Genomic DNA, 26,456 nt, shown 5'->3' with positions numbered 1-26,456 from the left:
ATCGAGACATGTCTAAGACAAAAACCTAATTTTGGAGCTTTTATTTAAATTTTATTCTTTATCTGCTGTTTCTAAGTCATTTTGGTTGAATGAAAATGGTAAAAGTTCGTCCATTGTCATTGTTTTCACATCATTAGTTAGGTTACTTGTATGAATTTTCATATCCTTGTCAAAAAACTCACTCATTACTTGTCTACATGAACCACATGGTGGGACTGGACGCTTTGTGTCGGCAACAACTGCCAATTCCTCAAAGTCCATTTCACCATTAGCTATTGCTGAAAATATAGCTACTCGTTCTGCACAACAACTAACAGGATAAGCAGCGTTCTCAATATTACATCCTTGATAAATTTTCCCTGACTTTGTTAATAATGCTGCGCCTACTTTAAATTTTGAGTATGGTGTATATGCTTTTGTTCGAATCTCTTTTGCTTTTTCCAATAAAAAGTTAGTGTCCAATTTTATGCATCCTTTCGAGTCCGCCTGAAAATTAGTTTCGACTAGGTAAGAAACTTTTACTATTTATACCATCTTACATTTTTAATTATAATTCAGATAGGATAAAAGAAAAAGGGCTTCTTTTAAAGGTTTTCCATATTGAAATTATTTATCTGTTTATATGAAATTTCAGGAATACATAAACTTATTTGAAACTTTAATTTTTGCATTAAATTTAATCTGACTCTAAGTCATTTAACAATAAATCAAATACATAGTGGATTGATTTATATAACTCCATATATCGTTTCTTTTTCACATCAATATAATAGCTGTGCATTAATAACAATTCCAAGTTCTCACTTGTAGAAACAACTTGCTGAGGATGAACTCGAACTTTTCTTTGCTTTACAAAAGCAGTTGCTTCAACTTCCCAGTCCTGAATTAATTGATAAACAGGTGTTGTCTGTTCTTTAACAAATATAAAAAACTCTCTATCTTTTTTATTTTCGGGCTTTTCATTATTTAAATAATGCTCCTTAAGTTTTTCAAGTTCTTTTGTTAGTTGGTCGATTTTGTCTCTCAATTCCATTAAACCCCCGCCTTTCAATTACACTTTATCATTATTTGCGGGCAAGTAAAATTTATTTAAACCATTTCTTAAAAGGATTTTTTTTAAGGCTGGTAGCACGATACCTCGGAATAAAATAGTGTGTTTGTTGTTTTTTTACTTTTTTAAGCTCATTGTTCAGCCTGATAATTTCAAATTGTAACTCTTCTATTTCTTGACGATGAGTCATTGTTATTGTGAACACTACTTCATCAGCTTTTGTTGAAAGTTTTTGATCAATAATTCTCACTCGGTCCATTAGCTCTATAAATCCTTTTTCAAATTCTTTCTTAGTAACTACTTGACTTTCAACTTGATAAGTATTTTTTACCGCAAGTTCCATATTTATAACCTCCCTGTTATCCATATCTTAAAGACAACTATTCGGCTTTCTTTGATACATCCCTTCGTGTCCGACAAAACTAGAACTAAACATACATTATTAGTGAATTTGTGCTGTATTTTTTTAAACGATTTGTCTCAAACTAATCATAAGGAGGGATTCAATTGAACAAAAAAGCGAAAAGAAATGACAAAAAAAATAATGCTAAACAACAGGAAGAAAAACGTCCTGGTTATGGTAATAAAAAATTAGAAGGTCCCGATCGCCCTTCTGTATAAAAAATGAAACCTTTGCTATCACAGCAAAGGTTTTATTTTTTATTTAATAATGTTTTAAGTTTGTAGAAAATTTGTATTGTCTCTTTTTTTATTTGGAAGGAATTCCATGAATTGTCATTCAAATCCACATTATATGTTTTCCACCATTTTTGTTTACACCCCCCTTTTAAGTACCAATCTATGCGAATTTTATCTTGATGGGAAATAATCGGAAGATTTGTTCTTAATATAGGAGATGCTTCTCTTGGGGACTTAGACAAATACTTTATGTAATCAATAGTAGATCCGGTATGTTCCGTATTTAAAGCGAAATCAAGGTACTCATCAAATAACTTTTCATTGAATAAAATACTAGCTAGTTTTTTCCCAAAGGAAATTCTCTTTGTAATATCTCTAAAATCATGAACATAATAGGCAAACATGTCCCCTTTTCTACTCGGAAAAATAATCGCATTTAAATAGAAAAAATCCTGTAGTAAATAAGGCCATCTTGAAAAGACATTCTTTTTATAGAATGGATGATCAGTTACAGGTGTCTGGATAATATTTTGCTCGTTTATTATTAAGGCTGTCATTAGTCGATTTTCATCATTACAGCTCCAAAAGTGATACCATTCTTTAATCATAAAAGAAGATACCGACAAATATCTCAGTTTATCAAACATTGGTCTATTTAATTCTTTTGATAGTTGATATAACAAAAGTTGTGGATATGCATCGGAGAAAATTAACCAATTTGCTCGTTCATAGGTTGAAAATAGTTGTTTTCTGATTTTGTTCGATAAAATTTCTTTATACACATTAGTTTCTAATTCGGTCATATTCCACCCTGCGTTTCTTGAAACCATGCTAGCAAGAAATGCCCATTTTATTTCAGGATTCTTTTTAAAAAAGCTTTGATACGCTTTAGTACGAGAAATGTTATCTACATTAAAATTTTTGGTATAGTTTGATACTAAGGAAATCCAATACGGTTTTTCTTCATTATTATTTTCATTCATCTTCATTTCCTCCTTTCCAAGGTAGTTTACTCATCAGTAACAGTAAGTATTTGTTATACTATTAAGTAGTTACCTTTACTAAGACATCTAAAAAAGACTTGTAACGGATCACTTTACAATATTTTTTTAGATTTTAGTTCTCAGATGGTACCATTTTTTGGTATGATACTTTCATGTATGGGGAGGAATGTTACATGAAATACCCAAACGGAAAGAGTTCTTCTTTCCGTACAAAAGCAGTAACTCAGCAAAAGACAAGCTTTAGTAATCGGGGGATGACGCTTGAAGAGGACATCAATGAAACAAATAGTTATTATTTAAATACAAATAAAGCTGTAATCCATAAAAAACCTACACCAGTTCAAATTGTAAAGGTAGATTATCCTAAAAGAAGTGCAGCTGTAATAAAGGAAGGCTATTTTAAACAAGCGTCGACTACCGATTATAATGGACTATATCGGAATAAATACATCGATTTTGAGGCGAAACAGACGAAGAATAAAACGTCATTCCCTTTGTCTAATATTCATGAACATCAAATAGAACACATGCAGGCTGTCAATAATCATGGTGGAATTTGTTTCATGATCATACGATTTTCTGTTTATGATGAAACATATTTTTTCCCAGCAGTGAAACTTTTTCCATACTGGGACAGTCAATTTAATGGAGGGAAAAAATCTATTCCCTATTCAAAGATTAAGGAGGATGGGATTATTATCCCATTCCAATATCAAGCTAGGGTGGATTATTTGTCTATAATTGACCAGCTTTATTTTTAGAACGGAGGAAGATGAGTTATGGCAAATGAAGGCCAATCTCGTACAGCTAGAAGAAAGCAAAAAAAAGAAATTAAAAAACCAATTTGGAAAAAGGTACTTTTAATAATTGGTATTATATTTTTAGTATCAGCATTAGGGGTCGGTGGGTTATTTACCTACTATATTGCTACTGCGCCTGATATAGATGAATCGCTTTTATCAGATCCAGCATCAACAAAGGTTTTTGATACTACAGGTGAATTGTTTGCTGACCTAGGTACAGAGAAACGAACTAAAATTAGCTACAATGAACTACCTGATGTGTTAATTGACGCTGTTATAGCTACTGAGGATGCTAGGTTTCGTAGTCACATAGGTATTGATTTAAAAAGAATCGGTGGTGCTATTTTAGCAAATATCACTGATGGTTTTGGCTCCGAGGGGGCTAGTACAATAACTCAACAAGTTGTAAAAGGCTCGTTCCTATCACCTGAAAAAAGGTTAAAACGTAAAGTTCAAGAACAATGGATAGCAATTCGTGTAGATAGCAAGTATTCAAAAGAAGAGATTTTAGAAATGTATCTAAATAAAATTTTCTATGGTGCTGGGTCTTATGGTGTGGCTAAAGCGGCTGAAACATACTTTGGGAAAACTGATCTAAATGATCTTACCCTACCAGAAGCTGCACTACTTGCAGGTCTGCCACAACGTCCTTCAGCCTATGATCCATTTGTCAATCCCGATTTAGCACAGGAGCGAATGGATACTGTATTAAGTTTAATGGTGATGCACGGTAAAATATCAGAAGAACAAGCAAATGAAGCTAGAGAGGTAACAGTTGAATCATTACTTGTCGATTCAAGTATTGAATCCACCCCTTATGAAGCCTTCATTCAAAAGGTTGCTGAAGAAATACAGGAAAAATTAGAAATTGATATTTACAATGAAGGCATTGAAATATATACGACTTTAAACCAAGATGCTCAAAAACAGGTAGAATTGTTACTCTCAGACAGCCCTGACAATCCCATTAACTATCCTGATGAAGATTTCCAGACCGGTTTATCCGTATTAGATACCAAAACAGGGGCTATTCGTGCAATTGGTGGAGGCCGTAATCGAGGAAATGGTGGTTGGAACTATGCCTTTCAAGGTGATGGCAGACAACCTGGGTCTGCATTCAAACCGATTACTGCATACGGACCGGCCATAGAGTCCGAGAAATGGTCAACCTATCATCAATTTAATGATGATGCACCGTTTGAAAGGGCTTCAGGCCCGATACGTAACTGGAACAGAATATACCAAGGCTGGATGTCGATGCGCTATGCATTACAAGAGTCGCTTAATGTTCCAGCTGTAAAGGCACTTGAAGAAATTGGTACTGGAACTGCAAAACCTTTTGCAGAAAGTCTAGGAATTGAATTTAATGATGATATGAGCCTTCGTGACGCTATTGGAGGTACAAGTACAAACGTTACCCCATTAGAATTAGCTGGTGCCTATAGAGCCTTTGCTAATGAAGGAATATACAATGAACCTTATTCAGTTACAAAGGTCATTTACAATGATGGTCGTAGTATTGATTTAAAACCTGAACCACAGACCGTTATGTCAGATTATACAGCTTACATGATAACCGATTTACTTAAAACAGTTGTGACTCAAGGAACTGGAACAGCAGCAAATGTTTCAGGACTTCCAATAGCAGGTAAAACTGGTACAACAAGTTTACCGGATAAAGATGGTAGCCCTGACTCATGGTTTAGTGGATATACAACTAATTTCACAATTGCAGTTTGGACTGGTTATGATGACCAGAAAAGAGTGTTAACAGATACTAAAATTGCCCAACAGCTATTTAGCCTTACAATGAGCGGGATATCTGCTGGGATTGATACACCTGATTTTGTTCAACCAAACTCTGTTGTCGAAGTAACTGTAGAAAAAGGTTCAAATCCTGCAATGTTACCGAGTGATTACACTCCTGAATCTGAAAAGGTAACTGAACTTTTTGTAAGTGGTACTGAACCAACAGAAGTATCTGAAAAGTACGATCAAATTGATCCAGTTACTGGTCTTACAGCAGAATACGATGAAGAAAACAACTTGATAAATGTTAGTTGGGATTATGAAACCGATGATGAAAGACCAGTTTCTTTTGATGTTTCTGCCGGGACAGATCCTAGTAACCTTACAAGTCTTACAACAACTAAAGAAACCCAATTAGAAATTAGCAATGTTGACAGAGACACCACTTACACCATTGAGATTACTGTTATTAGTGACAATAATGAAGAGAACGTTAGTGAACCTGTTTCTGTTCAAGTTGAAGTTCCAGAAGAAGAAATTGAGGAAGAACCAGAGTCTGAGGAGGAAGAGGAAGAAGAGAATCCTGGTGATGAAGACAATGATGATGAACAAGGCGACAATGGACAACAAGTTGAAGTGAATCCAGTTCAAAATTTAAGTCATATGTATGACATGATTAATAATTCGGTTTCCTTATCATGGGAATACCAAGGACAAGGCCCGATTGCATTTGAAATAACAGTAAGTAGCAATGGTGCAGTTGAACAAACATTTAATTCCAATAGTAGAGATGCTAGGATTACTAATTTACAAAGAGACAAAGAATATTCAGTTAGAGTCTTAGCATTTGACAAAAATGATCCCGACAACAGAGGAGAACCTGATTCAATTAATTTTTCTACTGAAGGTCTAGATCCTGAAATAGAATAAGTCCAAAAATAAGTACCAAACTAAAAAAAGAAGGCATCTGCTAACTTAGCATGTTGCCTTCTTTTATTTATTTATGTTTTTTAACCTCTAGTATCTCTACTCTTGCGTAGATTTTCTCTATTTCATTAAATAGCTCATTAAGTTGTATATAAGAATGATAATGTTCAGCATTGTCAACGATGAATTGCAGTCTTTCTGACACATTGAAAGGTTTATGGATAAAATTTTCAATGTCTTTACTAAAGTTAGCTTCTTCATTCCAACTATGATGATTTAAAATGTAGACAGTCTGCATAAATTTTTCCGCATTTTCTAATAATGGCTTTTTTGCAGTTTGACTTTTTCTCTCTTTGAATAAAGCAGAAATCTTGTCCCTGTTATTTTTCCAATTTGTAATTAACGCAGATCCTTGTTTAAACACTTATCCCCTTCTCCCTAACCTTCATTCTTTTCTTCCCCTCTCTGCATAATTCCAGTAAATCACATTCATTGCAGTTTGGGTTTCGTGCTTTGCAATGATATCTTCCGAAAAAAATCATTCGATGATGAGTTTCGCTCCATTCGTCACGTGGGACTTTTCTCATTAATGTTTTCTCTACTTCTATTACTGAGTCTTTCCATTTACAAATAGCTAGTCGTTTTGACACCCGTTCGACATGGGTATCAACTGCGATAGCAGGTTCATTAAAAGCGACCGATGCAACAACATTAGCTGTTTTTCTACCAACACCAGCAAGTTTTTCAAGTTCTTCCTTAGACGATGGGACTTCACCAGCATAGTCATCTAGTAACATCTGACAAAGCTTTTGAATATTTTTGGCCTTGTTACGATAGAGTCCGATTGAGCGAATATCCTGTTGCAATTCTTCTAGTGGTACAGCTAAATAATCCTCAGGTGATTGATATTTTTGAAACAATCCATTTGTAACTTTATTCACCAGGGCATCCGTACATTGAGCAGACAATGCAACAGCAATAACTAGTTCAAATGGATTTTTATGAACAAGCTCACATTCAGCTTCCGGAAACATATCTTTCATTACATCTAAACAATATCGAATTTGTGTTTTGTTTAACATTTTTTATCCCTACTCTTCTAACCAATTATAATACAATGATACATCTCGTTGTGGCTCTTGTTTAGTTGATTGGTTATTTTGGTTTGTATGAAATTGTCTACTGTGGTTTCTTGCTTGATCGACAGACCTAATTCCTTTTCTCTTCCATTCACGGAGAATACGATCAATATACCGGAAGTTCAGCTTACCCATTAGAACAGCTTCTCGTAGAGCTGCTTTGATGAGTGAGGGTACCTGTTCCTCTTGATCTATCCAAATGTTAATCGTTTCTATTTCAAAAGGCGATAATGGTCGTCCAAATTCTTGCTCAAAAAGAATAAATATGTTCATTTCTTTTTCTTGAGCACTATTGTCACCATTAAAGTCCTTCTCTGTATATATTTTTTTCCAGAAATCTTCTAAAGAATAGGATTCATTTAAAACATTTATATCATTGTGGGACTGATCAATTATAAGTATGTTTTTTTGAATTAATTTACGTAATATTGCAGAACATTCTTGAACATCAAGTGTCATACTATCTGCCAGTTCATTTGGAGTAGGAAAACTATTACCATCCATTTGAAACCGGTGGATTTGTAATAATACCATAACCTCAGTTTCATTCAAATTAAATTTGGTATAATTCTTTAGAAGAATTGCTGGAATGACTAATTGATCTTTCATGAACGACTGGAAACTATATTTATATGTCATTTAGCATTTCACCTCAAATTTATTATATCATGGACCAACTAAACAAAAGGACATAAAAATACAAATCCCTTGTCACAAAATGTGGCAAGGGATCGTTAAATTTTGTTTTTTGTTGAAAATTAAGGATATAAGCGATTAAGCAATCTAGGAAAAGGAATAGTTTCTCTGACGTGCTCTACACCAGAAATCCATGCTACTGTTCTTTCAAGTCCTAATCCAAAACCTGAATGTGGAACACTACCGTATTTTCGTAACTCTAGATACCACTGGTATGCATCTCCTGTTAGGTTATGATCCTTATACCTTTGTTCCATTAATTCTAGATCATCTATCCTCTGTGACCCACCAATCATCTCTCCGTAGCCTTCAGGAGCGATTAAATCGGCGCATAGTACCACTTCTGGTCTATCAGGGTCTGGCTTCATGTAAAAAGCTTTAATCTCAGCTGGATAATGTGTGATGAACACGGGTTTATCAAAACTTTGAGCTATTGCTGTTTCATGAGGTGCTCCAAAGTCTTCTCCCCACTCAACGTCATCAAAGCCATTCTTTTTTAAAAGTTCAATTGCTTGGTCATAAGTAATTCGTGGAAATGGCGCTTGGATTTTTTCAAGTTTTTCAACATCTCTTCCAAGGGTATTTAATTCTAGTTTACAATTTTTTAGAACCGACTGAACGATATGACTTACATATTGTTCTTGCACCACTAAACTATCCTCGTGATCCATAAATGCCATCTCAGGTTCAATCATCCAAAATTCGATTAGATGTCTTCTTGTTTTGGACTTCTCGGCACGGAAAGTAGGTCCAAAAGAGAATACCTTTCCAAAAGCCATTGCAGCAGCCTCCATATATAGCTGACCACTTTGGGATAAATATGCCTCTTCTTCAAAATACTGTGTATGGAACAGCTCAGTTGTTCCCTCAGCTGCAGAACCAGTTAGAATAGGAGGATCAATCTTAACATAACCGTTATCATTAAAGTAATTATAGGTTGAACGAATAATTTCATTACGTATTTTCATTATTGCATGTTGTCTCTTAGAACGTAGCCAAAGATGACGGTGATCCATTAAAAATTCAGTGCCATGTTCTTTAGGTGTAATCGGATAATCAACAGCTTCATGAATTACTTCAATGTTCTTTACTTGTAACTCATAACCAAATGGTGACCTTGCATCTTCTGCTACAACGCCTGTTACGTATAAAGAAGTTTCTTGAGTTAAATTCTTGGCTATTTGAAACGTTTCTTCTGATACTTCTGCTTTTACCACAACACCTTGGAAGAATCCTGTTCCATCTCTTAGTTGAAGGAATGCTATTTTACCACTTGAGCGTTTATTAGCAAGCCAAACTCCAATTGTTACTTCTTCCCCTACGTGTTTAGAAACTTGATCGATTGTTGTCTTCAAAATAAATTACCTCCGAGATACTATTGATGATTTAATACAAAACGTTTAATCCGGTTAGCCGCTTCTTCCAATTGATCAAGTGAAATAGCATAAGATAATCTTACGTTATCTGGAGAACCAAATCCAGAGCCTGGAACAAGAGCAACCTTTTCTTCTTCTAATAATGCAGTAACCCAATCATCTACATTGTCATATCCATTATTCTTAGCCGCTACACTCACATTAGGGAACAGATAGAATGCTCCTTTTGGTTTTACACATTCAATTCCTGGGATATCAGTAATCCACTCATAAAGTTTAGCTAGTCTTTCTTTAAATGCAACTCGCATCATTTCTACATCATCCTGAGAGGACGTGTAAGCTGCTTCTGCAGCATATTGAGAAATGGAAGTTGGATTCGATGTAGAATGGGAAGCTAAATTTGTCATCGCTTTAATGATATCCTTATCACCTACAGCGTAACCAATTCTCCATCCAGTCATCGAGTGTGATTTAGATACTCCATTGATGATAATAGTTAATTGTTTTAGTTGCTCTGAAACCTCGGCAATAGATACGTGAGGCTCGTCAGTATAAATCAGTTTTTCATAAATTTCATCTGATACAATTAGAATATTGTGCTTTACGCAAATTTCTCCAAGTGCGCTTAACTCTTCTCTTGAATACATAACCCCTGTCGGATTGCTTGGTGAGTTAATAATTACCGCTTTCGTTTTTGCTGTAATCACAGATTCAAGTTGGTCTGGTGTTAACTTAAATTCGTTTCGTTCAAGTGCTTCAACGATAACCGGCTCACCTTCAGCAAGCTTGATTTGTTCTGGATAACTTACCCAGTAAGGGGCAGGAACGATGACTTCATCACCAGGATTTAATAAAACCTGAAATAATGTGTATAAGGCATGTTTTGCTCCGGTAGTGACAATAACTTCATTTGATTGGTAAGAAAGTCCTTGATCCTGCTTTAACTTGTCAATAATTGCCTTTTTAAGTTCAACTGTTCCACCAGAAGGTGTATATTTTGTGAATCCATCTTTCATTGCTTTAGTTGCAGCTAATAGTATGTGTTCAGGCGTATTGAAATCTGGCTCACCTGCACCCAGTCCAATAACGTCATGACCAGATTGCTTTAGTTCTTTAGCTTTTGCTGTAATTGCCAGCGTTGATGACGGGGTTAAAGTTTTGACGCGAGTTGCTAGTTCCATTTGTTAATCACCTTTCTAATATAAAGATCGTTGTAATCGAAAATAGAGTTCATAACTAGAGCCATCTTCTACTGTGTAATATTCAAAGACGTACCGATCTTTACTATCTATGTATTTTATTTCCCATAAGGGTTGTTCCTTATCAATTGCTAAGTTAATGTCTAGAAAATTGCATCCTGAACAAGCATCTCTCCAGTTGCTTAACATTTCTTCTTCAGAGACAAATGAGTTTAGATCAAAATAAAGGACCTCTTCATCATCATCTTCCATGGAGATATACACAACACCAATATTTCCATCATCATTTCTTCCTAAAACTACGTGATAGTACTTTTCACCGTGAAATCTTGATACGACATCTATGGAAACTAATTCAGTTTCAGTTAATGCTACTTCTTTTGACTCATCAAAGCCGGAGACTCTGTTTGCTTGAACCTCATTATACGTATCAATCAAATATGTTATTACTCCAATGAAAATTACAAGCAAGGCTATTACAGCCCACTTTAGCCAATTAGGTGCGGTAAATGGTAAAAACTGCTTTTCCATCATCGTCCTCATCTAATGCTAGTCCAAACATTAAATCGTCTTCCTTCAATGTGCGATTTAGACAGTCGACAATTTTATATAAATCGTCACTGTGTTGTATTCTTAGTGTAGAAAGTGTCTCAATTTTATTGTTTTCCATATTATAGCCTCCAATTGTTAAGAAGATCTTTTGTTACTCACAAAATTTGTTACACATAGTACTTTAATTTTAACCAATAATACAAGTAAAGTTGAAAACAATTAATTCTTTTTGATTATAACAGTTTTCACCTTCATTTTGATGTACAAGTGTATTTTTTTCAACAAAAAATCCCTAACCCACATTTTTACTGTGCGCTTATTATAGCGCACAGTTTTTTTTTGGTAACACTACTTGGTTGCAAGGGTCTTCAGTCAGGACATCTATTAAGACAAAATTTCATAATCATGTAAGTTCATACGAATTATTGTTGTTCCTACGTGATCCAACTGATAGACATCAATCCAAGATTCATTCATTCGTTCAATTATTCCTGAATTTTGCTTACATTGTTTACATGGAAAAATAATACTTAGGTGTGGATCCACCTTCTTTAAAAAATCATTACTCGGTGAGTTGCCTTCAGCGTAATCACCAATTTTCAAAATCTCAGGTTCAAAAGAGGATTTTAGAAGCTCCTCTTCATCTTTGATATCACTATTACTTAAATACATAATTGAAGTCTTGCCATAAGTTATACCCAATGACATGCTTCCATTCAACCCAGCTTTTAAAACCTTAAAACCTAAGTGTTCTCCAAACTTATATGTTTCATCTGAATTCCATTTTTTCAAACTTGAACCCTTTACCTGCTCCTTGCATGCATCGCTTAATTGCCCTGAATAAACGATATTTTTTATATTATACCGTTCAATCAATCTCTCTGCATTCCCACAATAATCAATGGTCTGTTTAGTCAATATTAGTGTATCAATATTGCTAATGCTCAATTCCTTTAATTGAAAAATTAATTTTTTTTCACTTTTTAGTGACCCTGTATTAATTAAGATGTTAAAGTCATTTGCTGTCTTTAGTAAAGATGATTCGCCATCAGGTAAATTAAAAAAAGCAAAATACATCTCGTTCTTCTCTATTTCAGGTATTTCTGCTTCGATTTTTGAAAAAGGAAATAAGAAGAATATGATCATTAATATCCCTATGGTGCTAATTGTTGCTCTTTTATTCATGATTATCCATCCCCCAAAATAACGTGTTATTTTTATAGGGTATGTAGAAATTCAAAACGTATCATAACCAATCAGATGCTTTTTGGATTAAGTTATGTGTATTGCTGTATGTTATTGGTATATCGGGTATAGAATCAGTGAAATATTTTCCATATCTTGCCTTAATAATTCTATCATCACATATAAATACAATTCCACGATCTGTACTGGATCTAATTAGCCTACCGAATCCTTGTTTAAAACGAATTACTGCATTTGGTAATGCTAGTTCCATAAAAGGATTCTTACCTTCTTGTTTTAACCTCTTTGATTTTGCCTCATATATAGGATGATTTGGGGGTTGAAATGGTAAACGGACGATAATTAAACAGGAAAGATCACTTCCTGGTATATCCACTCCTTCCCAAAATGAACTTGTACCCAACAAAATGGCTTTTTCAAAAGCTTGAAAGTTCTTTTTTAGCCTAGACCTACTTCCACTTGAGATTCCTTGTGCAATAAGCATGAAATCATCATTCACCATTATTTCCTTTAGTATGCTGTATGATTTTTTTAACATATCATAAGATGTGAAAAGAACTAACATTCGTCCGTTTGTAATATCAGCTAATGAATAGATAGCCTCACAAGTAGCATAAATAAAGTCTTGTTGGTTTCCGTATCTGCTATCTGGGAAATCATTAGGAACCATCAGTTGTACCTGAGTATCATAACTAAAAGGGGATTGGATTTTTTTCTCGACCAAATTTTTATTATCTAGTCCTAATCTTTCTTTTATATAACTAAACGATTTTTTCATTGTTAACGTAGCACTAGTCAGGACAACACTTTCCTTTTCATTAAATAAACGTTCATTTAAAATTGTCGATATACCTATTGGTTCACAGAAAAGATAAACTGCATTTTTGGCTCCATAGGCGTCTATTTCTATCCATTTAACTAATGAATTATCATTGTTTAAAAATAAGATCTCTAAATCATCAATAACGGCTTGTAATTTATCTATATTTGGCTTGATTTCTTCTAAATCATCGCTCTGGCCATGTGAAAAGTCCTTATTTTCAGTTGACTCTTTCTGGATGATCGACAAAATATGGATCAAATCTCGAATATCAAACGAAAGTCTAGTAACCATTTCTTTAATTGTATTCCAATTTTTGTTGTTATTACCTTCTTCATCGTCCACCCGGTATTGGTATCGTCCAGTATCATTTAAAGTGACTTGATTGCTATGTTGATCTATAACATAAGTAAAAAGAAAACGAAATAAATCATCCAACTCGTTTTTGGTTTCTTGCCACCATTTGTCCCATTGGTTATTATTAAGTATTTCACTAATTATTGGAAATTGATCACTTATCTTTTTAATCCAATCCCCATCTTGAATAGTGCCAATTTGGTTTAAAAGATATTGAATAGTTATGTAATCCAATCTAAGTCCAAAGTGTTTTGCTGCTGTTTCCTCAAGATGGTGTGCTTCATCGATAATTAGTTTCTGATACGATGGTAATAATTGGTAATCACTTGTAATGTCTGTACAAAGAAGAGAATGGTTGGTGATTACTAAGTTCGCTTTTTGTGCTTTAGTTCTTACCTTTTGGTAGAATGATCTGCTAAACCAAGGTGATTTGGGATCTACAAATCCTTCAGAATCAGTTGAAACCTTTCTGAAAAATTTCTGCCCACTTGAAGGTAACTGTATTTCATCAATATCACCAGTTAATGTTTCTGTTAACCAAACAAGAAGAATAGCTTTAGTTAAAGTGATATCATAATTATCTTGTTGAACCGAAATGAGTTCCTTCTCAAACCTTTTTAGACTTAAGTAATGTTGCTTTCCCTTTATTAAAGCGGTTTTTATTTCAAATGGTAGCAAGCTCTTTAAAACCGGGATCTCTTTTTCTAATAATTGAGTTTGCAATTGAGTAAGATGGGTACTAATAACTACCCTCTCTTGTCCTATGTAGGCTTGATAGGATGCTGGGATCAAGTATGCCAATGACTTTCCAGTTCCTGTTTCCGCTTCAATTACAGCATTTTGCTTTGATTGGAAAGAATCAAATATTACCTCTGACATTTCTCGTTGACCTGGTCTATCCTCATACTTCACCATTGACTTAACTAAGCTTCCGTTTGGTTGATACATTTCATCAAGTAATTCACCAAATGAAATAGTAGAATCATGTTTCGGAGCATCCAATTGTTCTTCCTTCTTCAGTGCTATTCCTCTAAAAATCTCAAGATCATCTCTTAAAAGGGGCTGAAATGAAAGCTCATCCATCCGTTGTTCTAATACAAGATCTAAATCACTCTTCAGTCGTTTTTCCATTTGTTTCAACTGAAAGACTGTTTCATATGGTAATGTATGTAATTTATCAAGTAAATACAACAGTAATTTCGCAGTTACAAATGCGTCAGACAAAGCACGATGTGGATCATCATGCTGTAATTCAAGGTATTCAGACAATTGACCTAACTTAAAACCTGGTGCCTGCGGTAATAATATTCGAGATAGTTCCACAGTATCAATCATTGGTTGGTGTAAGGGATCTAAGCCTACTGATTTAAGTTCAAAATTCAAAAAACCTAAATCAAAAGGAACATTATGAGCTACTATAAATGCATCCTTAAATATATTTGCTACTTCTTCTGCTACTTTTGAAAATTTTGGGGCATCCGATACATCATCTTCTGTAATACCAGTCAAATTTGTAATAAATGGTGGAATGGAAATGTTAGGATTAATTAATGTTGAATATTCATTTATTATTTTACCTTCAGATAACACAACGATACCTATTTCAATAATTCGGTCTCCTTTAGAAGGTGTATGCCCAGTTGTTTCTAAATCAACTACTACAAACTTCCTCAAGATTTCACCTCCATAAAGGTTAACAATCCTATTTTTCGTGCGATAAACACAATTGTTACACTAGGTACACGTCGCAGCTACTACTGAGAGTGTTTTGTCACAATTGTTCTCGCCTATAAAGAAAACCCCTATCAAAGCCTATTCTCCGATAAGAGTTTTTTCATTAGATTTAAGGTTTAGTGCTTACTAAGAATACTATCTTACTGTAAAAGGTGGTTCCTCTTCTATCAAATCTATAATGTCGTTGTCCTCGTTCATTATGGCAACTTTAGGTTTAAATGTTGATAATTCTTCATTTGAGAGTAGTGCATAGGAAACAATAATTATAATATCACCCTGTTGAACTAACCGTGCAGCTGCACCGTTTAAACAAAAAACCTTACTACCCTTTTCACCTGGGATTACATATGTCTCCAGTCGTTCACCATTATTATTATTAACAATTTGCACTTTTTCGTGTGGTAAAATACCAACTTGTTCTAATATCTCTTCATCAATAGTAATACTTCCGACATAATTTAAATTAGCTTCCGTCACCCGGGCACGATGAATTTTAGCTTTCATCATGGTACGTAACATAATAGTTCCCCCTACTATATCCTTTCAGAAACTGACCCCTGACCATTAAAAACAACGTTATCAATTAAACGTGCACGTTCAAAATGAACGGCCGTAGCTAGGATAACTTGTTCATTTATGGATGTAATTGGAGTCAACTCTGGATAACTTAATAATTCAACGTAATCAATTTTACCATGAGTGTTAGAAAGAATAAAATCCTTAACCTCCTGTACAATATTATCAGGATTTTTCTCACCGTCAACAACTAATTTCAGACCAAATTGTAATGCCTTATAAATATTGTTAGCCTCATCTCTTTCTTGATCTGACAGATAAACGTTTCTACTACTTTTTGCCAGTCCATCGAGTTCTCTAACAGTTGATACTGGTATGATTTCAATTGGGTAATTTAAATCGTTAATTAGAGCATCTACAACAGCCACTTGTTGAGCGTCTTTCATTCCAAAGTATACTTTATCTGGCAAAGTAATGTTAAACAGCTTAGATAAGACTGTTACAACACCTTCGAAGTGTCCTTCTCTACTACGACCACAAAGTACGTTACTTCTCCTTAAGACATGTAAAGATATTGATCGTGGACTAGGATACATATCAGCTTTTTCCGGAATAAATAAAACATCCACCTGATTGTATTCAGCAGTCTTTATATCACGTTGCTCATCTCTAGGGTATCGTTCAAAGTCCTCATTTGGGCCGAATTGCAAAGGATTAACAAAGATACTGACAATTAATATATCATTCTCTTGGCGGGCTTTACTCATCAATTGTTGATGACCCTCGTGTAAATAACCCATTGTTGGAACAAAACCTATTGCTTGTCCTTGTTTTTTTAATTTGGATGCATGCTGCTTCATCTCTTGTATCGTACGAATAATTTTCATGCCTATCCTCCAGCTTTAAAATCAATTATCTATATTCATTGTAAAAGAATGATTTTCAGCAGGAAATGTACCATCCTTTACTTCTTTAACATATGTTTTGATGGCTTCTGTAAAACTACTATTTGCATCGTCATACGTCTTAACAAATTTGGGTAGTCTGTCAATGCCATATTGTAACACATCATGTAATACCAAGACTTGTCCATCACATTCAACACCTGCCCCAATTCCAATAGTAGGAATGGTTAATTCTTTTGTAACAAGTTTTGCCAATTGTTTGGGAACACATTCAATAACCAAACCAATTGCTCCGCTTCGCTCCAATGCCTTCGCATCGTTAATTAACTGTTGAGCGGTTTCCTTATCTTTGCCTTGAACACGATACCCACCAAGTACGTTGACAGATTGTGGAGTAAGACCTAAGTGAGCAATGACAGGTATACCTCCACTTTTTAATCGTGAAATTAGTGTTAAGATTTCCTCGGAAGCCCCTTCAACTTTTAATGCGTGTGCATTTGTTTCTTGAAACATTTTTTTGGCATTAGTTAGTGAATCTTCTAATGAGATGTGATAGGACATAAAAGGCATATCTATTACAATAAACGTGTCTCTTGCCCCCTTTGCCACGGCCTTACCATGGTGGATCATATCATCTAGAGATACCTGGATTGTTGATTCATAGCCTAACACTACCATTCCTAATGAGTCACCAACCAAAATCATATCGATTCCTGCTTCTTCAGCAATTTTTGCGGAAGGATAATCATAGGCAGTTAGCATAGAAATTTTTTCGCCTTCAGTTTTCATGTTTTGTAATTGAATTGAATTTTTCACATAACTCTCTCCCTACCATTGGATTTCGGCAGAATATAGTGATTCATGACTACCATCTTCATTCTTAATTATTAAAGCACCATCTTCTTTGATACCGATTAATTGTGCCGTAGTTTCCTTCTTAAAAGTTTTTATTCGAACGCTTTGTCCAATCATGTAAGCGTAACTTTCCCATTTGCTTTTTATGGGAGAGAAACCCTCATCAATAAAAGAATCATAGGCCTGTTCAAAGTGTGCTAGTGTTTCCTGTATTAGATCACGTATATTCCATTCAATCGTTGATTCTATCCTTAAGGATGTTGCTGAAGCCTTAATATCATTTGCTAACGTCTCTACTGATTGGTTAATGTTAATCCCAATACCTAATACCATATACTGAATACGATCCTGTTCAGCTTGCATTTCAGTAAGAATACCCGAAACTTTTTTGTTGTTAATTAGAACGTCATTTGGCCATTTAATATTTGGTGAAAGGCCTGTCTTGCTTTTAATTACATCAGCAATAACCGTTGCAGCAAGTAATGTTATTTGTGGTGCTTGATTTGGAAGAAGGTTCGGGCGCAAAACAATACTCATCCAGATGCCCTTGTTATTGGATGAATGCCATTTCCGATCAAACCGACCCTTACCTTCAGTTTGCACGTCTGCAACAACAACTGTTCCATGGGGAGTTCCTTCAACAGCTAATTGATGACCTATAATTTGTGTGGATCCCGTACTGTGTTTATGAATAAGTGTTTTACCTAACCATTTTGTTTTCGAACCCCATTGTAACGTATTTACACTTACCTTTGATGGAAATTGAGTGATTTTATAACCCTTTTTAGAAATCCCTTCTATCTCATACCCATCCTTTTGTAATTCTTTCATGTGCTTCCAAACAGCAGTTCGAGAGATCCCTAACATTTTTGACATCTGTTCCCCAGATATGTAATTATTCTTGTTCTTTTCTAAGATTTCTATTAAAAGATTCCGGGTGGATTCCATTCTTGGCCCACTCCTTTAATTCATTTTTCTGATTATTTAGGTGACCAAGTACAACATAACGTTCTAGCTGATATAAACAATTGTTAATCCAAGCTCCCTTTGGCACATCAGGGAATAGATTTGTAATCTCAATCCCGTTAAGGTTTAGATCTTTCCTACTATGGATAGGTAAATCCATCTTCATTTGGTTTAGTTGCTCTAAGTCAAGATTGGATTTTGGGAAAAAGATAGAATGTAAACGAATAAAAGCTTTGAATAGGTTAGTTGGCAAAGAATAAATAAGCCAATTGTCCAAGCTTTTTTCTCTATAGTGATCTATTGCATTTACCAAAATAGTTGCTTCTTTTTCTATTTTATTTGAGAGCTTCCACTCACTAACCCAATCTTTGACAGATATATCCTGTTTAATTAGATGAAACATTGCGATAATCTCCGAGAATGAACATAATGGAACACTATGATTATTCAAGTCATTAATTAGGTTTAGGTTATCTCGGAAAATAGGTAAATAATGCCCGATATTTGATTCTACAAATAATGGGATTGCATTAGAAATAAAATAACCGTTAAACATCTTTTCAAGCTCAGTGCTTATTCTCTCTATAGCAATTTTCTCTATCCAAGCGATATAGTTTACGAGTGCTTCTTTGGTACTTTGATTGATGGTAAATCCTAACTGACTACTGAATCTTAACGCTCTCATTATCCGAAGCGGATCTTCTTGAAAGCGATCAACTGGGTTTCCGACTGTACGGATTTGCCTCAATTCAATATCTTTTTTTCCACCAAAAGGATCAATCAAGTTTCCTCTTTTGTCCATTGCGATAGCATTTATAGTGAAGTCTCTTCTAGCTAAATCATCCTCAATTCGATCAACAAACCGAACACGATCTGGGCGACGGAAATCTGAATATCCTTCCTCCACACGAAAAGTAGTTACTTCGTAAGATTCACCCTCAATCCTAACGATAACTGTACCGTGTTCAATCCCTACAGGAATAACTTTATCAAACATCTGTTGAATTTCAACTGGACTAGCTGAAGAAGTTATGTCAATGTCGCCAATCTCTTTACTGAGATACTGATCCCTAACGGCACCACCTACAAAATAGGCTTTGTGGCCGTGCAATTCAATTCTCTCGATAATAGTAATAGCTTTTCTAAATGCATCATCTAGCATTTAATCACCGTCATTCAAAGTTTTGTCATACAATTGCTCATACTGATGAAGAATCTTCTTCGAATTGAAGTTTCTTTTTACATGTTCTATTCCATGTTCGGAGAATTGTTGCCATAACTTATCATCCGTTAACAACTGAATAGCTTTATTGGCCACCATATCAATGTCACCGAGTTCCGTAATAAAGCCATTGTAATTATTTGTTATAACTTCAGGGATTCCCCCGACATTTGATCCTATGCAAGGAACACCACATGCCATTGCCTCTAGGATAACTAAACCAAAACTTTCTTTCTCTGATAATAATAGTTTTAGGTCTGCAATTGAAAGTATTTCTGCAACATTCTTTTGCTTACCTAAAAATAATACATTATTATGTAAGTTCAAGTCCTGTACTAATTGGTATATCTCTGAGTATTCTGGACCATCACCAATTAACAGTAACTTTGATGGTACTCGATTAGTAATTTTTTTGAATGCATAAATAACATCCTCTACACGTTTCACTTTTCGAAAATTAGATATATGTACAATAACTTTTTCGTGATTAGCAATTCGATATTGAGATTTCAAAACGGGATTTTCTTGGAAATGATATTCATTCTCGTCAACAAAATTATAAACAACTTCTATATCTTTTTCTATTTCAAGCATTTCTTTTGTTTGTTTTACTAAACTATTTGAAACTGCAGTTACCGCGTCAGAATTTTCAATACCGTGTTTAATCATTTTTTTCAAGCTTTTATCTATACCAAGAACCGTAATATCTGTGCCATGTAATGTTGTCACAATTTTAACGTCGTGTTTAGCTATGTCTCGTGCTAATATCGCACAAATGGCATGCGGCATTGCATAATGAACGTGCAGTATATCTAATTTTTGCGTGTCAATTACCTCCGCCATCTTACTAGCCAAAGCTAAATCATATGGTGGATATTGAAACACAGGATAATGATTAATTTCAACTTCGTGAAAATAAATATTAGAATACACACTATTAAGTCGAAATGGTAAACTTGAAGTAATAAAGTGAATTTCATGTCCTTGCTTTGCCAATAGCTTACCTAATTCAGTTGCTATCACACCGGAACCACCAACAGTGGGATAGCAGGTTATTCCGATCTTCTTCATTATTTATTGCCTTCTCGGTTATCATCGGTATGGATTATCTCTCTCCATTGAAAAAATCCACTCTCTAGTGCACGTATTAATACCTCAGCGCCACCGATATTCGTTGTTAATGGCACCTTATAAACGTCGCACAAACGCATTAGAGCAATAATATCTGGTTCATGAGGTTGTGCTGTTAATGGGTCCCGAAAGAAAATTACTAAGTCCATTTTATTTTCAGCTATCATTGCACCAATTTGTTGATCTCCACCCAAAGGTCCAGATTTAACTAGGTGTATATCCATTTTAGTGGCTTCATTAATTCTTGTTCCAGTTGTACCAGTAGCAAATAATTTATGTTTTTTTAAAATATACGAATAAGCAATGGTGAAATCAATCATTTCGGATTTCTTATTATCATGAGCTATTAATGCAATATTCATTATGGTTCCCCCTTAGTCTAGTAAATTCTCAAGTCCATAAACAAGTATATCTAATTTTACTACTTGATCTATTGCTAATTTAACTCCTGACATAAATGATTCTCGGTGAAATGTATCGTGTTTAATCGTTAAGTTCTGACCGGAAGATCCAAAGACAACTTCTTGGTGTGCGATTAGACCTGGTAATCTGACACTATGTATCCTCATTCCGTCGACGTCTGCTCCTCTTGCACCTGGCAATGTTTCCTTCTCATCTGGATGTCCTTGTTTCTTGCTTTCTCTAACCTCTTGGATTAGTTCTGCTGTTTTAATTGCTGTCCCTGATGGGGCATCAAGTTTTTGGTCATGATGGCGTTCTATTATTTCGACATCTGGAAAATACTTGGCAGCCCATTTTGAAAATTGCATCATAAGGACAGCCCCTACAGCAAAGTTTGGTGCGATAACTGCTCCTATACCCTTTTCCTCAGCAAGTTTGGTTAATTCTTCTAACTGTTCTTTAGTAAACCCTGTAGTACCAACAACAGGTCTAACGCCATGTTCAATCGCTGCCTTAGTATGAATGTATCCTACTTCAGGTGTGGTTAGATCAACTAATACATCAGCATCAACGGCTTGAAAACATTCAACTACATCATCATATATATAAACATCGAAGCTAGGAAGATCTTCTACTTCACTCACTTTTTTACCGCTGTTCTTTCTATCTAAACAGGCCACTAGTTCTAGTGAGTCATCTTTTCTAATCATGCGTAATGCTTCACTACCCATTTTTCCTCTAGGCCCAGCTACTACAACTCTAATTTTACTCATTTTCATTTACCTCCGCATCTTTTCGTGTCCAACGATCTTTATCTCTTTTTTCTATTTTACTCATAGCACGATCAAAAGCTTCGGATAAATCAATATTCAACGAGTTGGCAAAAGAAATTGTTACAAATAATAAATCTCCTAACTCATCTTCAATTGTATTTTCTTTTTCCGTCGGCTTTTTTGGTTTTTCTCCATAATAGTGATTAACTTCTCTTGCTAATTCTCCAACTTCTTCGGAAAACCTGGCAAGCATACTTAAAGGTGAAAAATACCCTTCTTTATATTGAGATATGAAGTCATCTACTCTTTTTTGCATTTCTGCAGTATTAAATGGTTTTTCTTCATACATAACATATGCTCCTTCTGTGTCCATTTACACTTACATGTTAGCTAAAAGCTTGTATTTTGACAAATATTTAGTCTAACAAATAGATTTCGTTGTTACAAAAGTCATGTTTTACTATAATATATAAATCAAACAGTTGATTTAATAAAATAAAAGGATTGATCATAATTATACTAAAAGCAGCAGTAAACCTGTTAATATTTAGAATTATTCAGTAATCCATCTATTCTTAATAAGCAATTTCTACCTAATAAAATGAAGAGGTGCTCAACATGACTTTTGTAGGTCTCAAATTAAAAAATATAATATTTATTATAATTGGTGCAGCTATTTTTTCTTTTGGTATTGTCCATTTTAATATGCAAAATAATCTAGGTGAAGGTGGATTTACTGGTATAACCTTATTATTTTATTTTATATGGGATTGGGATCCAGCGATTTCAAATATTTTATTAAATATCCCCATATTTTTAATTGGTTGGAAATTTCTCGGGCGAAATTCATTTATCTATACAATTGTAGGAACGTTGGCAGTTTCTCTTTTTCTTTTTATCTTTCAAATAGAACCTTATCAATTACATTTGCAATCCGATATGACCCTTGTAGCTCTTTTTGCAGGTGTAACGATCGGTGTTGGTCTTGGAATTATATTTAGATATGGTGGAACTACAGGCGGTGTAGATATAATAGCGAGGATTGTTCATAAATATATTGGATGGAGCATGGGGAAAACCATGTTCTTGTTCGATGCGATAGTTATCACTACCTCAATTATCACCTATTTGGAGCTGGTAGAAGGAATGTACACTCTAGTAGCTGTTTATCTAGGTGCGAGAGTAATTGACTTTATTCAAGAGGGTGCTTATGCTGCTAGAGGAGCTACGATCATTTCAAGTCGTAGCAGTGAAATATCGAATAAAATAATGAACGAAATGGAAAGAGGAGTTACAGTTTTACAAGGAAAGGGCAATTATACCGGTGAAAGTCGTGATGTGCTCTATTGTGTTGTGGGAAGGAATGAGATTGTTCGGTTAAAGAACAAAATAAATTCTATTGATCCTCATGCTTTTGTTGCTGTTACTTCTGTCCATGATGTAATAGGTGAAGGTTTTACCCTCGATGAAAATAAGAAACCATTATCTGATTAGGATTAACTCATAACGTAAAACAAATAGCGTTATTTTAAAAAGAGATCAAACAATACTAAAGTTTGATCTCTATTATTATTAGGTTCCATTTTCCTAAGAGAGGATTTTTTTAATAATTCTTCGTTGTTGTTACTTAGCAATTCTGCTGACTTTTCTATTTCCTCAGTGTAGCCGTTAAGTTCATTTGAAACAGCCTCAAGTTGTTTAATTGTTTCCTCGATAGCAACAATATCCTCAATATTGTAGCCAATGCCCAAAGCGCCAATAATATTACCGTTTCCGTTATGAATGGGCATTGCTTTGCCATAAAAGTGGATTCCATAGACACTAAATGGAGGTCTTCCCGCCATTGTTCTGCCATTGAGCGCTCCTTGTTTTACTTGATCATCCTTTGAAAGAGGGTCCCCTGACTTAATAGGTACAAACGTCAATCATAAAATCTTCTTTGGCTATTTGTTGAAAAAATGGAGCAACAAAAACAATTGCCTTTAAAATCTCTTCGTCCGACATGTTTTTGATGTTTAAAAAATCCAACATGAGCATTCCCCCGGTCTCTTTGATACTAATTATTTGCATTATTCTTGAATTTTATGAAATTTATGTCGAATAGTGCTATTTAAATAATACCATTATTATTTATATGTATTTTATTACTTGATTGCATGAAAAAAAGCAGGTGACGATATCGTCACCTGCTAAATTATGCTAATAGAATAACCACTTATTTAATCATCAGATACAACGAACATTAGAATAAATCTAATCAGTTCTGCAAGTGCTACTAAAGCAGCTGCCACATAAGTAAGAGCTGCAGCATTCAAAACTTTTTTCGTTTGTCTCTCTTCGTTGTTTCGAATAATTCCACTAGACACGAGTTGTCCCATTGCTCGATTTGAAGCATTAAACTCAACAGGTAATGTCACTAACTGGAACAAAACTGCAAAGGACATAAATACAATACCTGCTAAGATTAGGTTCATCATATCCATAAAAATACCAGCTAGAATTAAAATAAAGGACATATTAGAGCCAAGGTTTGCCATTGGCACTAGCGAATGTCTAAAACGAAGAAACGCATATGCCTCTGCATCTTGAATAGCATGACCTACTTCATGTGCTGAAATAGCGGAAGATGCCATTGAGTGTCCATGATAATTATCACTTGATAAACGGACCACTTTTTTTCTTGGATCATAGTGATCGGATAATTTTCCTTTTGTTTCTTCTATAGTTACATTAAATAATCCATTGTCGTCCAATATTTTACGAGCAACCTGTGAACCTGTCATAAATGAAGAAGTGGCAACTTTTGAATACTTTTTGTAGGTCTTTTTTACTCTTGATTGCGCCCATAATGGTACAATTAATAAAAGCGCGATGTAAATAAGATAACCACCTAATGATGAGAACATCTATGCATTCCTCCATTGTTATTTATCTCTTCTAATATAGGTCAATTTTAGTCAAAGATAAGCAAATAGTCAACAAAATTAATTTAAGGTTTGTTTCTGACGTTTTTTCTTCTCGCCTTTATATTTTTGCCAACCAACATAAGATAATGTAAGGGTTATAAAACCGCCTACAATTAAAATCATCCAAGTAAATGTTAATCCATCCTCTTCATTGTCCACATCACTGATCACTGTTTCGTTCATCTGACTGAAGGTTACTTCGAGTTGTTCAGATTTATTTGATTCTGTAGGAACTTTTGCTAAATTGCTATATGTTTTATCCAACTGGGTATATTCTTCGTCAGTTAATATTGACGCCATGGATAGTTTCATAATGTCCCAGTTAGTAGTTATTTGCCTAATTTGCTCGTCTGTCACATTTTCACCTTCAAGGATTGTACTTATTGAATCCTCTAAGGTTGACTTCCATTTCTTTACAATAAGCGAATTTTCATTATTAATTGAGTCAATCGCTAATAGTAAGGACAATGCGTGATTTTGTTTTGTTTGTTTGTCAATTGATTCATCACTTGCGGCTGATAAATTCTCATCCAGTAACGAGAAGAAATCATTTTGTAAGTCCTCTGGTACTTCGTTTACAATAAGCTCTGATATCTCTTCTTTATGTTCAGATAACAGCAAGCTTGCCTTATCAAATCTTTCCTCTGCAATATACCTTTCGTACTGGAAAAGTGTCTCACTTAAATCTGTATGGTGAGCTAGTATTGTTTTTAAGGAAAGATGATTCCCTATACCAAGGCATACTCCTATTAGGACAACTATTAGTAATAGTTTTTTCTTTATATTCATAGAGATCTCCTCTCACGTACATTCTCTTTGTCAATGTATGATAGAGGAGACAAGTTTAGACCATCATTTTTTCATGTTATTTAAGAGTAGGAGTATTCTTTTTTACTGACAAAAAATAGGCTACGCCTATCGAAACAATACTAAGCCAAAAAGTAAAATAACCAATTTGGTTCATATAATCAGATAAAGTAGAATACCTAGGCATCATACCGAAGACATAATCAATAAAATCGTTATGTAGCGTCCATATAGCTGCAACAATAAGGTGTCTCATCTTAATTTTATAAAATGGTGAATATAGTAAACCTTGAATTGCCATAGCACCGTGAGAAGCAATTAACATATAGCCGGCCCAGGATAAATGGCCACTCACAATTAATGTTAATATGTTCATCCCAACAGCCCATATCCCATATTTAAATAGTGTAATAATAGCTAATGCTTCAATATAAGGAACGTTTTTTCCTTTTAAAAAAAATAATAAAAATATAACGAAAAATAAACTAGCCGTAGGACTATCCGGAACAAAGATTAAAAATTTAGCAGGAGTTATAGTTAATTGTCCTTCATACCATATATACCCGTATATAGTTCCAAATATATTAATTATCAATAATAGCATTAAAAATGTGCGATTAAGTAACATTTGTTTAATCATTTTTATCATCCTCTCTAGTCA

Annotated in this window: 30 protein-coding genes; 3 read left to right on the top strand and 27 right to left on the bottom strand. The window is 34.5% G+C overall.

Going from position 1 to position 26,456, the window contains the following annotated elements:
* Positions 1-51: 51 nt before the first annotated feature.
* The 4 genes from GH741_RS07080 to GH741_RS07065 all read right to left on the bottom strand — a co-directional run bounded on the left by GH741_RS07080 (position 52) and on the right by GH741_RS07065 (position 2,673).
* On the bottom strand, positions 52-525 hold the full coding sequence (locus tag GH741_RS07080; protein WP_476693039.1) for a cytidine deaminase: 474 nt from the start codon (positions 523-525) through the stop codon (positions 52-54).
* A gap of 151 nt (positions 526-676) precedes the next feature.
* Positions 677-1,033, bottom strand: a complete 357-nt coding sequence (locus tag GH741_RS07075) for a DUF1798 family protein (protein WP_153736090.1) — start codon at positions 1,031-1,033, stop codon at positions 677-679.
* 52 nt (positions 1,034-1,085) lie between these two features.
* Positions 1,086-1,394, bottom strand: a complete 309-nt coding sequence (locus GH741_RS07070; protein WP_153736089.1) for a hypothetical protein — start codon at positions 1,392-1,394, stop codon at positions 1,086-1,088.
* A gap of 310 nt (positions 1,395-1,704) precedes the next feature.
* The gene (locus tag GH741_RS07065; protein ID WP_153736088.1) at positions 1,705-2,673 is read right to left on the bottom strand and encodes a DUF2515 family protein; all 969 of its coding nucleotides are present in this window, start codon (positions 2,671-2,673) and stop codon (positions 1,705-1,707) included.
* A 194-nt stretch (positions 2,674-2,867) separates the two neighbouring features.
* On the opposite strand from GH741_RS07065, the gene recU reads away from it, so the two are divergent.
* Positions 2,868-3,455, top strand: a complete 588-nt coding sequence (gene recU / locus GH741_RS07060; RefSeq protein ID WP_153736087.1) for a Holliday junction resolvase RecU — start codon at positions 2,868-2,870, stop codon at positions 3,453-3,455.
* An 18-nt stretch (positions 3,456-3,473) separates the two neighbouring features.
* A complete protein-coding gene (locus GH741_RS07055) occupies positions 3,474-6,176 on the top strand; it encodes a PBP1A family penicillin-binding protein (protein WP_153736086.1) in 2,703 nt (900 codons plus the stop codon).
* Positions 6,177-6,243: 67 nt separating this feature from the next.
* On the opposite strand, the gene GH741_RS07050 is transcribed toward GH741_RS07055, so the two are convergent.
* The 18 genes from GH741_RS07050 to GH741_RS06965 all read right to left on the bottom strand — a co-directional run bounded on the left by GH741_RS07050 (position 6,244) and on the right by GH741_RS06965 (position 22,371).
* Positions 6,244-6,597: a YpoC family protein gene (locus GH741_RS07050; protein ID WP_153736085.1), complete on the bottom strand. Its 354-nt coding sequence runs from the start codon at positions 6,595-6,597 to the stop codon at positions 6,244-6,246.
* Positions 6,590-7,255: an endonuclease III gene (nth, locus tag GH741_RS07045; protein WP_153736084.1), complete on the bottom strand. Its 666-nt coding sequence runs from the start codon at positions 7,253-7,255 to the stop codon at positions 6,590-6,592. Before nth ends, GH741_RS07050 begins: the two co-directional genes overlap by 8 nt.
* A gap of 9 nt (positions 7,256-7,264) precedes the next feature.
* Complete coding sequence (locus tag GH741_RS07040) at positions 7,265-7,951, bottom strand: DnaD domain-containing protein (protein ID WP_153736083.1); 687 nt, start codon at positions 7,949-7,951, stop codon at positions 7,265-7,267.
* A 119-nt stretch (positions 7,952-8,070) separates the two neighbouring features.
* Positions 8,071-9,363 (bottom strand): asparagine--tRNA ligase, encoded by a 1,293-nt coding sequence (gene asnS / locus GH741_RS07035; RefSeq protein ID WP_153736082.1) that lies wholly within the window; start codon positions 9,361-9,363, stop codon positions 8,071-8,073.
* A 20-nt stretch (positions 9,364-9,383) separates the two neighbouring features.
* Complete coding sequence (locus GH741_RS07030; RefSeq protein ID WP_153736081.1) at positions 9,384-10,565, bottom strand: pyridoxal phosphate-dependent aminotransferase; 1,182 nt, start codon at positions 10,563-10,565, stop codon at positions 9,384-9,386.
* A gap of 15 nt (positions 10,566-10,580) precedes the next feature.
* Positions 10,581-11,114, bottom strand: a complete 534-nt coding sequence (locus tag GH741_RS07025) for a cell wall elongation regulator TseB-like domain-containing protein (protein WP_153736080.1) — start codon at positions 11,112-11,114, stop codon at positions 10,581-10,583.
* Positions 11,080-11,253: a YpmA family protein gene (locus tag GH741_RS07020; RefSeq protein WP_153736079.1), complete on the bottom strand. Its 174-nt coding sequence runs from the start codon at positions 11,251-11,253 to the stop codon at positions 11,080-11,082. Before GH741_RS07020 ends, GH741_RS07025 begins: the two co-directional genes overlap by 35 nt.
* A 266-nt stretch (positions 11,254-11,519) precedes the next feature.
* On the bottom strand, positions 11,520-12,320 hold the full coding sequence (locus tag GH741_RS07015) for a ComEC/Rec2 family competence protein (protein WP_153736078.1): 801 nt from the start codon (positions 12,318-12,320) through the stop codon (positions 11,520-11,522).
* Between the two features lie 61 nt (positions 12,321-12,381).
* Entirely contained in the window at positions 12,382-15,192 is a 2,811-nt protein-coding gene (gene dinG, locus GH741_RS07010) for an ATP-dependent DNA helicase DinG (protein WP_153736077.1), read from the bottom strand.
* A 195-nt stretch (positions 15,193-15,387) separates the two neighbouring features.
* Complete coding sequence (panD, locus tag GH741_RS07005) at positions 15,388-15,771, bottom strand: aspartate 1-decarboxylase (protein ID WP_153736076.1); 384 nt, start codon at positions 15,769-15,771, stop codon at positions 15,388-15,390.
* Positions 15,772-15,785: 14 nt separating this feature from the next.
* On the bottom strand, positions 15,786-16,655 hold the full coding sequence (gene panC, locus GH741_RS07000; protein WP_153736075.1) for a pantoate--beta-alanine ligase: 870 nt from the start codon (positions 16,653-16,655) through the stop codon (positions 15,786-15,788).
* Between the two features lie 21 nt (positions 16,656-16,676).
* Positions 16,677-17,489, bottom strand: a complete 813-nt coding sequence (gene panB, locus GH741_RS06995) for a 3-methyl-2-oxobutanoate hydroxymethyltransferase (protein ID WP_338079289.1) — start codon at positions 17,487-17,489, stop codon at positions 16,677-16,679.
* Between the two features lie 12 nt (positions 17,490-17,501).
* Positions 17,502-18,404 (bottom strand): biotin--[acetyl-CoA-carboxylase] ligase, encoded by a 903-nt coding sequence (locus tag GH741_RS06990; protein WP_338079288.1) that lies wholly within the window; start codon positions 18,402-18,404, stop codon positions 17,502-17,504.
* 19 nt (positions 18,405-18,423) lie between these two features.
* Entirely contained in the window at positions 18,424-19,656 is a 1,233-nt protein-coding gene (locus GH741_RS06985; RefSeq protein WP_153736073.1) for a CCA tRNA nucleotidyltransferase, read from the bottom strand.
* Positions 19,657-20,787, bottom strand: a complete 1,131-nt coding sequence (gene bshA / locus GH741_RS06980; RefSeq protein WP_153736072.1) for an N-acetyl-alpha-D-glucosaminyl L-malate synthase BshA — start codon at positions 20,785-20,787, stop codon at positions 19,657-19,659.
* Entirely contained in the window at positions 20,787-21,209 is a 423-nt protein-coding gene (locus tag GH741_RS06975; RefSeq protein ID WP_153736071.1) for a methylglyoxal synthase, read from the bottom strand. Before GH741_RS06975 ends, bshA begins: the two co-directional genes overlap by 1 nt.
* A gap of 12 nt (positions 21,210-21,221) precedes the next feature.
* The gene (dapB, locus tag GH741_RS06970) at positions 21,222-22,022 is read right to left on the bottom strand and encodes a 4-hydroxy-tetrahydrodipicolinate reductase (RefSeq protein ID WP_153736070.1); all 801 of its coding nucleotides are present in this window, start codon (positions 22,020-22,022) and stop codon (positions 21,222-21,224) included.
* The gene (locus tag GH741_RS06965; protein WP_153736069.1) at positions 22,015-22,371 is read right to left on the bottom strand and encodes a nucleotide pyrophosphohydrolase; all 357 of its coding nucleotides are present in this window, start codon (positions 22,369-22,371) and stop codon (positions 22,015-22,017) included. The genes dapB and GH741_RS06965 overlap by 8 nt, the downstream gene beginning before the upstream one ends.
* Before the next feature lie 269 nt (positions 22,372-22,640).
* Between GH741_RS06965 and GH741_RS06960 the strand changes: the two genes are divergently transcribed.
* The gene (locus GH741_RS06960) at positions 22,641-23,516 is read left to right on the top strand and encodes a YitT family protein (protein WP_153736068.1); all 876 of its coding nucleotides are present in this window, start codon (positions 22,641-22,643) and stop codon (positions 23,514-23,516) included.
* A 29-nt stretch (positions 23,517-23,545) separates the two neighbouring features.
* On the opposite strand, the gene GH741_RS06955 is transcribed toward GH741_RS06960, so the two are convergent.
* The 5 genes from GH741_RS06955 to lhaT all read right to left on the bottom strand — a co-directional run bounded on the left by GH741_RS06955 (position 23,546) and on the right by lhaT (position 26,435).
* Positions 23,546-23,947, bottom strand: coding sequence for a hypothetical protein (locus tag GH741_RS06955; RefSeq protein ID WP_153736067.1), 402 nt, complete (start codon positions 23,945-23,947; stop codon positions 23,546-23,548).
* Positions 23,928-24,053 carry a hypothetical protein gene (locus GH741_RS22085; protein WP_276608216.1) on the bottom strand — a complete coding sequence of 42 codons (126 nt, stop codon included), beginning with the start codon at positions 24,051-24,053 and terminating at the stop codon, positions 23,928-23,930. Before GH741_RS22085 ends, GH741_RS06955 begins: the two co-directional genes overlap by 20 nt.
* 188 nt (positions 24,054-24,241) lie before the next feature.
* Complete coding sequence (locus GH741_RS06950) at positions 24,242-24,928, bottom strand: zinc metallopeptidase (RefSeq protein WP_153736066.1); 687 nt, start codon at positions 24,926-24,928, stop codon at positions 24,242-24,244.
* Between the two features lie 78 nt (positions 24,929-25,006).
* Positions 25,007-25,777: a sporulation protein YpjB gene (locus tag GH741_RS06945; RefSeq protein WP_153736065.1), complete on the bottom strand. Its 771-nt coding sequence runs from the start codon at positions 25,775-25,777 to the stop codon at positions 25,007-25,009.
* A gap of 76 nt (positions 25,778-25,853) precedes the next feature.
* Complete coding sequence (gene lhaT, locus GH741_RS06940) at positions 25,854-26,435, bottom strand: lipoprotein heptaprenylglyceryl N-acetyltransferase LhaT (protein ID WP_153736064.1); 582 nt, start codon at positions 26,433-26,435, stop codon at positions 25,854-25,856.
* Positions 26,436-26,456: the final 21 nt, after the last annotated feature.

Origin of the sequence: Aquibacillus halophilus, from assembly GCF_009649745.1 — a bacterium.
Lineage (GTDB): Bacteria > Bacillota > Bacilli > Bacillales > Amphibacillaceae > Aquibacillus > Aquibacillus halophilus.
Note: the sequence above shows the minus strand (reverse complement) of the source record. Positions and strands in the feature narration are given on the sequence as shown.